We start from the raw sequence: 13693 nt of genomic DNA, 5'->3' as shown, positions 1-13693 counted from the left end.
GGAGCGAGCGATGCTCGCATATTGCGGATCGCGAGTCTGCGGACAACATCATCCGCAAGACCCGCTCCTACAAATCACCGATCACTTGGTGGCGGCGCCATCCGGAACGAACACGTAACCCACGCCCCAGACTGTCTGGATGTAACGAGGCTTGGAAGGATCGGGCTCGATCATCCGGCGCAGACGGGAAATCTGCACGTCGATGGAACGCTCCAGGGCGTCCCACTCGCGGCCACGGGCCAGATTCATCAGCTTGTCGCGGGTCAGTGGCTGACGGGCGTTCATGACCAACGCCTTGAGTACCGCAAACTCACCGGTGGTGAGCATGTGCACTTCATCGCCGCGTTTGAGTTCACGGGTGGCCAGGGACAATTCGTAGTCACCGAAGGTCACGCTTTCGTCTTCGCTGCCCGGGGCACCCGGTACTGGAGCGGCCTGACGACGCAGGACGGCTTTGACACGAGCCATCAGCTCGTCCGGGTTGAACGGCTTGGCCAGGTAATCGTCAGCGCCCAGTTCCAGGCCCTTGATGCGGCTCAGCTCATCGCCCTTGGCGGTGAGCATGATGATCGGAATCTGGTTGTTCGCGGTGCGCAGGCGGCGGCAAGCGGTCAAGCCGTCTTCGCCGGGCAGCATCAAGTCGAGGACGACCAGATTGAACACTTCACGCGCCAGCAGGCGATCCATTTGTTCAGTGTTCGGTACGGCGCGGGCGCGGTAGCCCTTGCTGACGAAAAAACGTTCCAGCAGGCTGCTCAGCCCTGGATCGTCATCAACAATAAGAATTTTTTCGCCTTCAGCAATGTTTGCAGTGCTGCTCATTAGATGCTCCTTTGATCTCGGCGCGCATTATGGCGTAGCTGCCGTTATACGCACCGTGTGCATTGTTAGCAGATTTTTCCTTCATCGCCAGAAATCCGGCCTTTATGCCTACAGCCTGCGATGCCCCCGAATGACAGAACGCTGGTTATAATGCGCGGCCTTTTGTGTCAGGCAACGTCTGATCATTACTGTAGGTGGCCGTTTTTTATTTTCATGGCGCAAGCAGTAATTGTTCGATTTCACGGGTCAACGGGATACCTGTTGATCCAGGTAGCGGCGCAGGCCAGGCCGCTCAACCAGACTCGCCGAGCCCTTATCTCTGCGCCTGCGAGCCTGCTTTCACAATTTGTCAGGTGGTTTTATGGACAGCATCAACAGCCGCATCGCCGAGGAACTCGGCGTACGCCCACAACAGGTCGAAGCGGCCGTCGCGCTACTCGATGAAGGCTCCACGGTGCCCTTCATCGCCCGCTACCGGAAAGAAGTGACCGGCAGCCTCGATGACATCCAGCTGCGTCATCTGGAAGAGCGTCTGCGCTACCTGCGAGAACTCGACGAACGGCGCATCAGCATCCTTGCCAGCATCCAGGAACAAGGCAAGCTGACCCCGCAACTTGAACGCGACATTAAGCTCGCCGACACCAAAACCCGCCTCGAAGACTTGTACCTGCCGTACAAACAGAAGCGCCGCACCAAGGGTCAGATCGCCCTGGAAGCCGGCCTCGGCGAGCTGGCCGACAGCCTGTTCAACGACCCGACCCTGACGCCAGACGCTGAAGCCGCACGCTTCATCGATGCCGAAAAAGGCGTCGCCGATGTGAAGGCTGCCCTCGAAGGCGCCAAATACATCCTGATGGAACGCTTCGCCGAAGACGCCGGTTTGCTGGACAAGCTGCGCAGCTACCTCAAGCACGAAGCCACCCTCAGCGCCCGCGTCATCGCCGGCAAAGAAGAGGAAGGCGCCAAGTTCCGCGACTACTTCGAACACGATGAACCGCTGAAAAGCATGCCGTCGCACCGCGCGCTGGCGATTTTCCGTGGCCGCAACGAAGGCATTCTGAGTTCGGCGCTGAAAGTCGGCGATGAACTGCCGGGCACCATGCACCCGTGCGAAGGCATGATCGGCCAGCAATTCGGTATCCAGAACCAGAACCGCGCCGCCGACAAATGGCTGGGCGAAGTGGTGCGCTGGACCTGGAAGGTCAAGCTCTACACCCACCTCGAAACCGACCTGCTGGGCGAACTGCGCGATGGCGCGGAAACCGAAGCGATCAACGTGTTCGCTCATAACCTGCACGACTTGCTGCTGTCGGCGCCAGCTGGCCCGCGTGCCACATTGGGTCTCGACCCGGGCCTGCGCACCGGTTGCAAGGTGGCCGTGGTCGATTCCACCGGCAAACTGCTGGATCACGCCACGGTTTACCCGCACGTGCCGCACAACAAGTGGGACCAGACCATCGCGATTCTGGCTGCCCTGTGCGCCAAGCATGCAGTGGACCTGATCGCCATCGGCAACGGCACCGCCAGCCGTGAAACCGACAAGCTGGCCGCTGAGCTGATCAAAAAATACCCAGCGATGAAGATGACCAAAGTCATGGTCTCCGAGGCCGGTGCATCGGTTTACTCGGCCTCGGAACTGGCTTCGAAAGAATTCCCGGACCTCGACGTGTCGATCCGTGGCGCGGTGTCGATCGCTCGTCGCCTGCAGGATCCACTGGCTGAGCTGGTGAAGATCGATCCGAAATCCATCGGCGTCGGCCAATACCAGCACGACGTGTCGCAGCTGAAACTGGCGCGCGGCCTGGACGCTGTCGTCGAAGACTGTGTGAACGCCGTAGGCGTCGACGTGAACACCGCCTCCGTGGCGCTGCTGGCCCGCATCTCCGGCCTCAACGCGACCCTGGCGCAAAACATCGTCAGCCACCGCGACGAGCACGGCGCGTTCAAAACCCGTGCGGCGTTGAAGAAAGTCGCTCGTCTGGGCGAGAAAACCTTCGAACAGGCGGCCGGTTTCCTGCGCGTCATGAACGGCGACAACCCGCTGGATTCATCTGCGGTTCACCCGGAAGCCTATCCGCTGGTCCAGCGCATCGCTGCTGAGACCGACCGCGATATCCGCTCGCTGATCGGCGACGCCAGCTTCCTCAAGCGTCTTGATCCGAAAAAGTACACCGACGAAACCTTCGGTCTGCCAACGGTCACCGACATCCTGCAAGAGCTGGAAAAACCTGGCCGCGACCCGCGTCCCGAATTCAAGACCGCCGAGTTCCAGGAAGGCGTCGAAGACCTCAAGGATCTGCAGCTGGGCATGATCCTCGAAGGCGTGGTGACCAACGTGACCAACTTCGGTGCTTTCGTCGACATCGGCGTGCATCAGGACGGTTTGGTGCACATCTCTGCGCTTTCGGAGAAGTTCATCAAGGATCCGCGTGAAGCGGTGAAGGCCGGTGACGTGGTGAAAGTGAAGGTCATGGAAGTCGACATCCCGCGCAAACGCGTGGGTCTGTCGATGCGCATGAGCGACACGCCGGGCGAGAAAATCGACGGTGCCCGTGGTGCACGTCCGGGTTCGGCGCCACGCCAGTCCCAGAACACCGCGCCGCGTAAAGAAACCACGGCGGCGGCCCCGGCCAACAACGCCATGGCTTCGCTGTTCGCCAACGCCAAGCAGTTGAAGAAACGCTGATGGACATCCCGGCCGGGCTGACCGAAAGCGCTTTTTTCAAGTTGCTGGGGTGTCGCTTGCACAGTCTGGAGACCGGGGTGGCGCAAGTCGCCCTCGGGCTTGCGCCAGAACTGCGCAATCGCGGCGGCAAGCTGCACGGCGGGGCCTTGTTCAGTCTGGTGGACATTGCCATGGGGCTGGCCTGTTCCAGCACCCACGGTTTTGACCAGCAGAGCGCGACCATCGAGTGCAAGATCAATTACATTCGCGCCGTCGCAGACGGTGAAGTGATGTGCACGGCGCGGGTGATCCACCCGGGCCGGCGCACGCTGGTGGTTGAAGCCGACGTGATGCAAGGCGACAAACTCGTCGCAAAAGCACAAGGCACGTTCGCTGTCCTGTAGATGAATGCCATCAATTTGAGTTAATTTCGGCGCTGTGACCGCAGCGCCGAAGTTCCCTGTGGGAGCGAGCCTGCTCGCGAAGGCGGTGTATCAGGCAACATCAGTGTTGACGGATACTCCCTCTTCGCGAGCAGGCTCGCTCCCACAGGGGATTGCGGCGATCCAAAACCAGGCGAAAACGCCAGTTTCAACTTCACCCTTGTAGACCGTCTTGCCCACCCCCATATTGGGGCGACTGACGCGTGAAGGAATCCAACTTGAGCGAACTTCTCAACCGCCGCCTGGCTCTGCTCGGCGAGCGCGCTAACCTCTCTCTGCTCGAACAGTGCCTTCACGGCATCGAACGTGAATGCCTGCGCGTGACCGGCGAAGGTCGCCTGGCGCAAACGCCGCACCCGGAAGAATTGGGTTCCGCGCTGACCAACGAACAAATCACCACCGACTATTCCGAGTCGCTGCTGGAGTTCATCACGCCCGCCCTGCCCGACCCGGCAGATACGTTGGCGAGCCTGGACAAGATCCACCGTTTTGCCTACAGCAAGCTCGGCAACGAGTACCTGTGGAGTCCATCGATGCCGTGCCCGTTGCCGGCCGAGGAAGACATTCCGATTGCCTATTACGGCACCTCCAACATCGGTCAGCTCAAGTACGTCTATCGCAAGGGCCTGGCCCTGCGCTACGGCAAGACCATGCAGTGCATCGCCGGGATTCACTACAACTTTTCCCTGCCGGAAAAGCTCTGGCCGCTGCTCAAGGAAGCAGAAGGTTTTGTCGGCACCGACCGTGACTATCAGTCGTCGGCCTACATCGCGCTGATCCGTAACTTCCGCCGCTACAGCTGGCTGCTGATGTACCTGTTCGGCGCCTCGCCGGCGCTGGATGCCGGTTTCCTGCGTGGTCGTTCGCATCAGTTGGAACAACTGGATCCGGACACCTTGTACCTGCCGTACGCCACCAGCCTGCGCATGAGCGATCTGGGTTACCAGAGCAACGCCCAGGCCGGTCTGACGCCGTGCTACAACGACTTGGCGAGCTATACCGATAGCCTGCGCAAAGCGGTGGCCACACCGTATGCGCCGTATGTCGAAATCGGCACGCATCAGGACGGTGAGTGGGTTCAGCTCAACACCAACATCCTGCAGATCGAAAACGAGTACTACTCCAACATCCGCCCGAAACGCGTGACCTACACCGGTGAACGGCCGATCCAGGCGCTGGTGGCCCGCGGCATTCAGTACGTTGAAGTGCGTTGCCTGGACATCAACCCGTTCCTGCCGATGGGCATCGACCTGCCGGAGTCACGGTTCCTCGATGCGTTCCTGCTGTATTGCGCGCTGAACGACAGCCCGCTGCTGACCAACACTTCGTGCGGTAACGCGACCTCGAACTTCCTCAGTGTGGTCAAGGAAGGTCGCCGTCCGGGCCTGCAATTGCAACGCGACGGTCAACCGGTGGACCTGAAGGAGTGGGCTGGCGAATTGCTGGAGAAGATTTCACCACTGGCGGCGATGCTGGATCAGAGTCATGGCGGCGATGCGCATAGCAAGGCTCTGGATGCGCAACTGGCCAAGGTCAAGGACCCGTCCCTGACACCCTCGGCCCAGGTGCTGGCGGCAATGGCTGAGCACAAAGAGAGCTTTGCTCAGTTCTCCCTGCGTCAGAGCCAGGCACATGCGGAGTTTTTCCGTAGCGAGCCGTTGAGTGGCGAAGATCAGGCCAAGTTTGAAGAGCGGGCGCGTTCGTCGCTGGCCGAGCAGATTGAGCTGGAGCAGAACGAAGTCGGCGATTTCGATGTATTTGTCGGGTCGTATCAGGCGAGTATTTTGGCGATCAGTAACTGACCTCAAGATCCACCCCTCACCCTAACCCTCCCGAAACGTCGGACCGCCCCAGGGGGTAGAGGGGACTGACCGAGGTGTCTCACGTCATACATCGACCTGAAAGCCCGAGTCGAACTCAGGGTCTGAAAAGCATGAAGATCGGCCCCCTTTCCCCCTCTCCCCCGTGGGGAGAGGGCTGGGGTGAGGGGTCGATCCACCTGACTCCACGCAATGCCAAAATATCCACTACCCTCTCACCCATTCCTTAGAATTTTCCGCTCATAAGCTCATTCGAAAAAGTTATTTATTTTCGGATTCTTATATCATTTAGTCTCCTTTTCACGCCGACTCTCGGTCGCCTGACAAGGAGCTTCTCGATGAAACTGACTTTCCCCCTTCGCCTGCTGGCGGCCGCGTCTCTGGCTGCGGTGAGTTTCTTTGCCCAGGCGGCTGACGTCACCGTCGCCTACCAGACCACCGTAGACCCGGCGAAAGTCGCCCAAGCCGACGGCGCGTACGAAAAAGCCACCAACGCCAAGATCGACTGGCGCAAATTCGACAACGGCGCCGATATCATTGCTGCCATCGCTTCCGGCGACGTGCAGATCGGTTACCTCGGTTCCAGCCCCCTGACGGCGGCAATCACCCGCAAAGTCCCGGTAGAAACGTTCCTCATCGCCACGCAGATCGGCGCCGCTGAAGCCCTGGTCGCTCGCGACGGTTCCGGGATCAAAACCCCGCAGGACCTGATCGGCAAGAAAATCGCCGTGCCGTTCGTTTCCACCGGCCACTACAGCCTGCTGGCCGCGCTGAAGCACTGGAACATCGACCCGTCGAAAGTCACTGTCCTCAACCTTGCCCCGCCAGCCATCATTGCCGCGTGGAAGCGCGGTGATATCGACGCCACTTACGTGTGGGACCCAGCCCTCGGTGTCGCCAAGGAAAACGGCAAAGTGCTGATCACCTCCGGCGAACTGGCCAAGTTCGGCGCGCCGACCTTCGATGCCTGGATCGTGCGTAAAGATTTCGCCGAGAAGCACCCGGAAATCGTCACCGCGTTCGCCAAAGTGACCCTCGATGCCTACGCCGACTACCGCAAAGACCCGAAAGCCTGGCTCGCCAACCAAAGCAACGTAGACAAGCTGGTGAAACTCTCCGGCGCCAAGGCCAGCGACATTCCATTGCTGCTGCAAGGCAACGTCTTCCCGCTGGCGGCTGATCAGGTGATCACCCTCGGCGCACCGACCACCAAGGCCATCACCGACACCGCCGCGTTCCTGAAAGAACAAGGCAAGGTTGAAGCCGTGCTGCCGGACTACGCTCCCTACGTCAGCGCCAAATACATCACCAACTGATCGGAGTTAACCGCAATGGCTTTGCTTCAGCTGGAGCGCATCAGCGCACAGTACCCCGGCGCCGCCGAACCGGTACTGGCGGATATTTCCCTGAGCCTTGGGCCCCAGCAATTGCTGGTCGCCCTCGGCCCGTCCGGCAGTGGCAAGACCTCGCTGTTGAACCTGATTGCCGGTTTCGTCGAGCCCAGCGCCGGGCGCATCACTCTCGATGGCGTGCCAGTCAAAGGCCCGAGCGCCGAACGCGGCGTGGTGTTCCAGGACGATGCCCTACTGCCCTGGCAGGACGTGCTGGCCAACGTCGGTTTCGGTCTGGAACTGGCCGGCATTGCGCGGGAAAAACGTGAACTGCGCGCTCGGGAAATGCTCGCCCTGGTGGACCTTTCCGGCTTCGAAAGTCGTCGGATCTGGCAACTCTCGGGCGGCCAGAAACAACGTGTCGGCCTGGCTCACGCCCTCGCCGCCGATCCTCGGGTTTTGCTGATGGACGAACCCTTCGGCGCCCTCGATGCCTTCACCCGCGAACAGATGCAGGAGTTGCTGCTGCAAGTCTGGCAGCGCACCGCCAAACCGGTATTTCTGATTACCCACGACATTGAAGAAGCGGTGTTCCTCGCCACGGACCTGATTCTGCTGGCGCCAAACCCTGGGCAAATTGTCGAACGCCTGAGCCTGGACTTCGGTCAGCGTTACGCCGCCGGTGAGTCCGCTCGATCAATCAAATCCGACCCGCGCTTTATCGAAACCCGCGAACACGTGCTCGCCAAAGTGTTCTCCCAACGCAGCGCCGCCCAGCGGCAGGAGACCGTATGAGCAGCTATGAGATTCCGGCCGTCACGGTCAAAACGAACTCGACGGTGATTCCTGTTCGACGCAGCCTCAGTACTCGCTGGATCAGTCTGCTGACGCTCGTCGCACTCGTGGTCATTTGGTGGGCCGTCACCGCCACAGGAATGATCGAACCGCTGTTCCTGCCGCCACCCTCCGCGGTGCTGCAAAAAGGCTGGCTGCTGGTGACCACCGGCTACATGGATTCAACGTTGTGGCAACACCTTGGCGCGAGTCTCAGCCGAATCGGTCTGGGCCTGGGCTTCGCGGTGCTGACCGCCGTGCCCGTTGGAATCGCCATCGGCCACAACCGCATCGCTCGCGGCATTCTCGATCCGCTGATCGAGTTCTACCGCCCTATTCCACCGCTGGCTTATCTGCCGCTGATCGTGATTTGGTGCGGCATCGGTGAGCTGTCGAAAGTCTTGCTGATCTACCTCGCGATCTTCGCCCCGATCGCCATCGCTACCGCGACCGGCGTGCGCACGGTCGACCCGGCCAAATTGCGCGCCGCGCAATCGTTGGGCGCGACCCGGGCGCAGTTGATTCGCCATGTGATTCTGCCGAGTGCGCTGCCGGACATTTTGACCGGTGTGCGCATTGGCTTGGGTGTGGGTTGGTCGACGCTGGTCGCCGCCGAATTGATCGCCGCCACCAGTGGTTTGGGTTTCATGGTGCAGTCGGCCGCGCAGTTCCTGGTCACCGATGTGGTGGTGCTGGGGATTCTGGTGATCGCGCTGATCGCCTTCGCCATGGAGATGGGCTTGCGCGCCCTGCAACGCAAATTGGTGCCGTGGCATGGCCAGGCTCACTGAAAAATCATCATGTGACAAACCCTGTGGGAGTGAGCCTGCTCGCGAATGCGTTGAGTCAGTCACTGCGATGTTGCCTGACAGACAGCTATCGCGAGCAGGCTCACTCCTACAAAAGCTCAGCGCTCCGGATTGAAGAGAATCACCATGAGTAACCTGACCATCGTCCCCCTCAGCTCGGCCCTCGGCGCCCAAATAAGCGGCGTCGATATCAGCCAACCGCTGAACCTGGAACAGCGCGACGCCATCGAGCAGGCGCTGCTCAAGCATCAAGTGTTGTTCTTCCGCGATCAGCCGATCACACCGCAGCAGCAGGCACGTTTCGCCGCCAATTTCGGCGACCTGCACATTCACCCGATCTACCCGAATGTGCCGGAACAGCCGGAAGTGCTGATCCTCGACACCGCCGTCACCGACGTGCGCGACAACGCGATTTGGCACACCGACGTAACCTTCCTGCCGACCCCGGCCCTGGGCGCGGTGCTCAGCGCCAAGTTGTTACCTGAGTTTGGTGGCGACACGCTGTGGGCCAGCGGTATCGCGGCGTATGAAGCGCTTTCGGCGCCGATGAAAACCTTGCTCGAAGGGCTGACGGCCACCCACGATTTCACTCGTTCGTTCCCGCTGGAGCGCTATGGCAACACGCCGGAAGCCTTGGCCCAGTGGGAAGAAGCCCGGAGGAAGAATCCACCGCTGTCACACCCGGTGATTCGCACTCATCCAGTGAGCGGACGCCGGTCGTTGTTCGTCAATGAAGGCTTCACGTCGAAGATCAATGAGCTGTCGGAAACCGAAAGCGAGGTGATTCTGAAGTTTCTGTTTGCCCACGCGACACGGCCGGAATTTACCATTCGCTGGCGCTGGCAGAAGGACGACGTGGCATTTTGGGATAACCGCGTGACACAGCATTACGCCGTGGATGACTACCGGCCGGCGCGGCGGGTGATGCAGCGGGCGACGGTGTTGGGGGATGTGCCGTTTTTTCGGTAAGACTCTGAAACCACCCCTCACCCTAACCCTCTCCCCAGAGGGGCGAGGGGACTGACCGAGTTGTTAATTCGACGTGCTGCGACCTGAATTATCGAGACGAACTCAGGCCTTGAAACCACTGAAGATCTGCTCCCTTTCCCCGTCTCCCCCGTGGGGAGAGGGCTGGGGTGAGGGGTGGATCTTAATGACCCACCCCAACCTGAGGTCATTCAGCCGTCGAAGGCTTCTCCCAAAGATTAACCCCGCCCTCCTGGGCAAACCGGTCAATTTCCGCCAGCTCTTCGGCGCTAAAGCTCAGATTCTTCAACGCGCCGACGTTCTCGATAATCTGCTCCGGCCGGCTCGCACCGATCAGCGCCGACGTCACGCGCGGATCGCGTAGCGTCCACGCCAATGCCAGCTGCGCCAGACTCTGACCGCGACGCTTGGCGATCTCATTCAGCGCACGCACATGAGCGATGTTGGCCTCGGACAGGTGCGCCGCCTGCAACGAACCACCCCCCGGACGATTGACCCGCGCGTCCGCCGGCACACCGTTGAGGTACTTGTCGGTCAACAACCCCTGAGCCAACGGCGTAAACGCAATCACGCCCGTACCGAGTTCGTCCGTCGTATCCAGCAGGTCTTTTTCCACCCAACGATTGAGCAGGTTGTAAGCCGGTTGGTGAATCAGCAACGGGACTTTCCACTCTTTCAACAGCGCGGCCATCTCACGGGTTTTAACGCCCGAGTACGAGGAGATACCGATGTACAACGCCTTACCCTGTTGTACCGCGGTGGCCAGTGCGCTGGCGGTTTCTTCCAGCGGCGTGTCCGGGTCGAAGCGGTGGGAATAGAAGATGTCCACGTAGTCCAGGCCCAGGCGCTGCAGGCTCTGGTCAAGGCTGGCCAGCACGTATTTGCGCGAACCGCCGCCCTGACCATAAGGGCCGGCCCACATGTCCCAACCGGCCTTGCTCGAGATAATCAGCTCGTCGCGATACTGCTTGAAGTCTTCACGCAACAAACGACCGAAATTGATCTCGGCGCTGCCATACGGCGGGCCGTAGTTGTTGGCCAGGTCGAAATGGTTGATGCCAAGATCAAACGCGGTACGCAGCAACGAACGCTGGGTGTCGATCGGCGTGCTGTCGCCGAAGTTGTGCCACAGGCCCAGCGACAGTGCCGGCAGCACCAGCCCGCTGCGACCCACGCGGCGGTAAGGGATGGAGTCGTAGCGGTTTTCGGCAGCGGTGTAGGTCATCGAATCCTCTCTTGTCTGTCTTGAAGTTGGTATCGACTGCTTCGCAAGTTGCCCAGCATACGCCCAGACAAACGTCGATAAACCTCGGACTCGATAAAATGCTGAAACGTTTCACAACATTTACGCCGACAACTCACGCAGGGCGGCGGCAGCCAAAAAGCCAGACCTTGAGCTGTACCGCTGATCCCGCCTGACTGTTTGATCGATACGCTCAAGCAACTGCTCAGGCAGTGTGGCATTGAAGCGCACCGACTTTCCGAAGTAAGGCGTGATATCAAATTCGACCACCGCCCACACGCCACCCGCGTAATCAGGGTTATCAAGATGAGCGTCAATCTCACGCACCTGCGGCAGTGGATCGCCATCGGCCACCAGGCCTTCGTAGTGCAACGACAGCGCTTCCTTCACGTTTTCAAATGCCTGCGCCACAGTACCGCCTGCGGAGAAGCAACCCGGCACGTCCGGGATAATTACTCCGTATTCTGAGTCGGCATCCTTGTGCAGAACGACCGGGAATTTCATTTCGGTAAGTCCTTCCTGTGATGTGGCCCGCTCGGGGCTTTCGTATCCGGTGTCAGGGCTCATTTGAGACCCGCCTGTTTCAATATGCTGTTGATCGTTCCTTTTGGAAGATCCGAGTCCGGGTGCTTTATCGTCACCCTCCCTGGCTTGCACGGATGCTTGTACTGATGATGGCTGACTTTCACGGCCACCAGATACCAACCATCCTCCTCGATCATCCTGATCATTTCCCGACTTCGCATCACCTTCGTCCTTGTGGGCAGCATCTCTGCGCACACTACGCGACGAAGCTTCACACCAATACACACCATACACACTCTGATAAATATTAGCCTATCGTGCAGAGGCCTGATTTCCCTATAGACCAGCGGCTACTGTGCCCCCGCAAACACCTCCCCCAGCCAATCCACAAACACCCGAACCCGTGGCGACATGTGTCGGTTGTGCGGATACAACACCGAAACCGGCATCGGCGGTGGCGGCGTATCGACCAGGATTTCCTGCACCAAGCCCTGGGAAATCTGCGTTTCCATTCGGTAATGCGGGCACTGGATCAGGCCCAACCCGGCAATCGCCGACGCCGCATAAATTTCCGCGCCGAACACTGAAAGCGCGCCATCGATAGCCACTTCCTTCAGCTCGCCATCAACCATGAATTCGAAGGGAAATAACTTGGCAGTCGTGCGCGAGACGTAGTTAACGGCACGATGATGTTTCAGGTCCTCGAGGCTTTTCGGTTCGCCGTATTTGCGCACGTACGCCGGGCTGGCGCAGGTGATTTGGCGCAGGTTGGCGACACGGCGGCCGATCAGCGCGGAGTCGCCCAAGGTGCCGGCGCGCAGCACGCAGTCGACGCCTTCGGCGATCAGGTCGACAAAGCGGTCAGCCTCGCTGATGGACAGTTCGATGTCCGGGTAGCGCGCCATGAACTGCGGCAATGCCGGGATCACAAAGTGTTTGGCCAACGTGCCATGCAAATCCACGCGCAACCGGCCCTTCGGTGCGACGCTACGAAACGCCAGTTCAGCTTCTTCCAGTTCCGCCAGCAGCTGCACGCAACGCAGGTAGTACGCCTCGCCATCCAGCGTAGGACGCACCTTGCGAGTACTTCGCTCCAGTAAACGCGTACCGAGCCAGGCTTCGAATTGATTCAGCGTGTGGGTCAGCGTCGCCCGCGGCAGGTTCAGGTCGTCGGCAGCCAGCGTGAAGCTGCTGCGCTCGTAGATCCGCACGAAAACCTTCATCGCTTTTACTTGATCCACGCGGGTCTCCTGGTGGTCGATTGTTGGCGATTATTGAACAGTCAAGGCAACTCTCGTGCATTTATCGGCCTGAGTAAACATGTGAATCTGGCTTCACCCCAAGCCATCAACTTCAAAGGAATCACCGCCATGACGAACCAAACTTCAAAAGTTGCCATCGTGACCGGCGCCTCCCGCGGCATCGGCGCTGTGATCGCCAAACAACTGGCCAGTGAAGGTTTCGCCGTTGCCATCAATTACGCCAGCAGCGCCACTGAGGCATCAAAGCTGGTTGTGAACTTGCGTCAGGCCGGCCACCAGGCCATAGCGATCAAAGCGGATGTAGCGAACGCCGACGACGTGCGCCGGCTGTTCGACGAGACCGAAACACAACTGGGCAAGGTCGATGTGCTGGTCAACAACGCCGGCATCCTTAAAGTCCTGCCGCTGGCGCAACACACGGACGAGCTGTTCGACCAGAACTTCAACATCCACGCTCGCGGCACCTTCAACACCCTGCGTGAAGCGGCGACGCGCTTGAACGCTGGTGGGCGGATCATCAACTTCTCCAGCAGCACCGTCGGCATGAACCTGCCGGGCTATGCGGTGTACATCGCCAGCAAAGCGGCGGTGGAGTCCCTGACCCAGGTGTTCGCCAAGGAAATGCGCGGGCGCAACATCACCGTCAACGCCGTGGCCCCCGGTCCGGTGGCTACTGACCTGTTTCTGCACGGCAAGAGCGAAGAGCAGATCCAGACCTTCGCCAAGATGGCACCGCTGGAACGTCTGGCTCAGCCAGAAGACATCGCTCGCGTTGTGTCTTTCCTGGTCGGTCCTGATTCGGCGTGGGTCAACGGGCAAATCCTGCGCGTCAACGGCGGGCTGGTTTAACTATGCTCACTTGACACCGCAGTGCCCCTTTCGCGAGCAGGCTCGCTCCCACAGGATTGCGACGACCTTGTGAGAGCGAGCCTGCTCGCGAAGGCGGCACCAA

At 60.0% G+C, this 13693-nt stretch carries 13 protein-coding genes; 8 read left to right on the top strand and 5 right to left on the bottom strand.

The window, feature by feature from the left end:
• Window positions 1-81: 81 nt before the first annotated feature.
• Complete coding sequence (gene ompR, locus ACA056_RS01070) at window positions 82-822, bottom strand: osmolarity response regulator transcription factor OmpR (RefSeq protein ID WP_007903084.1); 741 nt, start codon at window positions 820-822, stop codon at window positions 82-84.
• 361 nt (window positions 823-1183) lie between these two features.
• On the opposite strand from ompR, the gene ACA056_RS01065 reads away from it, so the two are divergent.
• From ACA056_RS01065 to tauD, 7 genes are all read left to right on the top strand, one after another.
• Window positions 1184-3508, top strand: a complete 2325-nt coding sequence (locus ACA056_RS01065) for a Tex family protein (protein ID WP_497269862.1) — start codon at window positions 1184-1186, stop codon at window positions 3506-3508.
• Complete coding sequence (locus tag ACA056_RS01060) at window positions 3508-3891, top strand: PaaI family thioesterase (RefSeq protein WP_008149280.1); 384 nt, start codon at window positions 3508-3510, stop codon at window positions 3889-3891. Before ACA056_RS01065 ends, ACA056_RS01060 begins: the two co-directional genes overlap by 1 nt.
• A 257-nt stretch (window positions 3892-4148) precedes the next feature.
• Window positions 4149-5732 carry a glutamate--cysteine ligase gene (gene gshA, locus ACA056_RS01055; protein WP_497269860.1) on the top strand — a complete coding sequence of 528 codons (1584 nt, stop codon included), beginning with the start codon at window positions 4149-4151 and terminating at the stop codon, window positions 5730-5732.
• Window positions 5733-6088: 356 nt separating this feature from the next.
• Window positions 6089-7066 (top strand): taurine ABC transporter substrate-binding protein, encoded by a 978-nt coding sequence (tauA, locus tag ACA056_RS01050; protein WP_008149275.1) that lies wholly within the window; start codon window positions 6089-6091, stop codon window positions 7064-7066.
• Between the two features lie 15 nt (window positions 7067-7081).
• The gene (gene tauB / locus ACA056_RS01045) at window positions 7082-7876 is read left to right on the top strand and encodes a taurine ABC transporter ATP-binding subunit (RefSeq protein WP_497269858.1); all 795 of its coding nucleotides are present in this window, start codon (window positions 7082-7084) and stop codon (window positions 7874-7876) included.
• On the top strand, window positions 7873-8706 hold the full coding sequence (tauC, locus tag ACA056_RS01040) for a taurine ABC transporter permease TauC (RefSeq protein ID WP_497269856.1): 834 nt from the start codon (window positions 7873-7875) through the stop codon (window positions 8704-8706). The genes tauB and tauC overlap by 4 nt, the downstream gene beginning before the upstream one ends.
• Before the next feature lie 144 nt (window positions 8707-8850).
• Window positions 8851-9693, top strand: a complete 843-nt coding sequence (gene tauD / locus ACA056_RS01035) for a taurine dioxygenase (RefSeq protein WP_497269854.1) — start codon at window positions 8851-8853, stop codon at window positions 9691-9693.
• 205 nt (window positions 9694-9898) lie between these two features.
• Here the strand turns inward: tauD and mgrA are convergent, their stop codons facing one another.
• The 4 genes from mgrA to ACA056_RS01015 all read right to left on the bottom strand — a co-directional run bounded on the left by mgrA (window position 9899) and on the right by ACA056_RS01015 (window position 12720).
• Window positions 9899-10936, bottom strand: a complete 1038-nt coding sequence (mgrA, locus tag ACA056_RS01030; protein WP_282483092.1) for an L-glyceraldehyde 3-phosphate reductase — start codon at window positions 10934-10936, stop codon at window positions 9899-9901.
• Between the two features lie 120 nt (window positions 10937-11056).
• Window positions 11057-11521, bottom strand: a complete 465-nt coding sequence (locus ACA056_RS01025) for a type II toxin-antitoxin system HicB family antitoxin (RefSeq protein WP_497269852.1) — start codon at window positions 11519-11521, stop codon at window positions 11057-11059.
• The gene (locus tag ACA056_RS01020) at window positions 11518-11700 is read right to left on the bottom strand and encodes a type II toxin-antitoxin system HicA family toxin (protein WP_497273472.1); all 183 of its coding nucleotides are present in this window, start codon (window positions 11698-11700) and stop codon (window positions 11518-11520) included. The genes ACA056_RS01025 and ACA056_RS01020 overlap by 4 nt, the downstream gene beginning before the upstream one ends.
• A 129-nt stretch (window positions 11701-11829) precedes the next feature.
• Complete coding sequence (locus ACA056_RS01015; RefSeq protein ID WP_497269850.1) at window positions 11830-12720, bottom strand: LysR family transcriptional regulator; 891 nt, start codon at window positions 12718-12720, stop codon at window positions 11830-11832.
• A 129-nt stretch (window positions 12721-12849) separates the two neighbouring features.
• Between ACA056_RS01015 and ACA056_RS01010 the strand changes: the two genes are divergently transcribed.
• Entirely contained in the window at window positions 12850-13590 is a 741-nt protein-coding gene (locus ACA056_RS01010) for an SDR family oxidoreductase (protein WP_497269848.1), read from the top strand.
• Window positions 13591-13693: the final 103 nt, after the last annotated feature.

The organism is Pseudomonas sp. LBUM1666 (genome assembly GCF_059695775.1).
Note: the sequence above shows the minus strand (reverse complement) of the source record. Positions and strands in the feature narration are given on the sequence as shown.

Excerpts from the sequence above, each read along its gene's own strand:
- ompR (WP_007903084.1), bottom strand. The coding sequence starts at position 822 with ATGAGCAGCACTGCAAACATTGCTGAAGGCGAAAAAATTCTTATTGTT.
- ACA056_RS01065 (WP_497269862.1), top strand. The coding sequence starts at position 1,184 with ATGGACAGCATCAACAGCCGCATCGCCGAGGAACTCGGCGTACGCCCA.
- ACA056_RS01060 (WP_008149280.1), top strand. The coding sequence starts at position 3,508 with ATGGACATCCCGGCCGGGCTGACCGAAAGCGCTTTTTTCAAGTTGCTG.
- tauA (WP_008149275.1), top strand. The coding sequence starts at position 6,089 with ATGAAACTGACTTTCCCCCTTCGCCTGCTGGCGGCCGCGTCTCTGGCT.
- tauB (WP_497269858.1), top strand. The coding sequence starts at position 7,082 with ATGGCTTTGCTTCAGCTGGAGCGCATCAGCGCACAGTACCCCGGCGCC.
- tauC (WP_497269856.1), top strand. The coding sequence starts at position 7,873 with ATGAGCAGCTATGAGATTCCGGCCGTCACGGTCAAAACGAACTCGACG.
- tauD (WP_497269854.1), top strand. The coding sequence starts at position 8,851 with ATGAGTAACCTGACCATCGTCCCCCTCAGCTCGGCCCTCGGCGCCCAA.
- mgrA (WP_282483092.1), bottom strand. The coding sequence starts at position 10,936 with ATGACCTACACCGCTGCCGAAAACCGCTACGACTCCATCCCTTACCGC.
- ACA056_RS01025 (WP_497269852.1), bottom strand. The coding sequence starts at position 11,521 with ATGAGCCCTGACACCGGATACGAAAGCCCCGAGCGGGCCACATCACAG.
- ACA056_RS01020 (WP_497273472.1), bottom strand. The coding sequence starts at position 11,700 with ATGCGAAGTCGGGAAATGATCAGGATGATCGAGGAGGATGGTTGGTAT.
- ACA056_RS01010 (WP_497269848.1), top strand. The coding sequence starts at position 12,850 with ATGACGAACCAAACTTCAAAAGTTGCCATCGTGACCGGCGCCTCCCGC.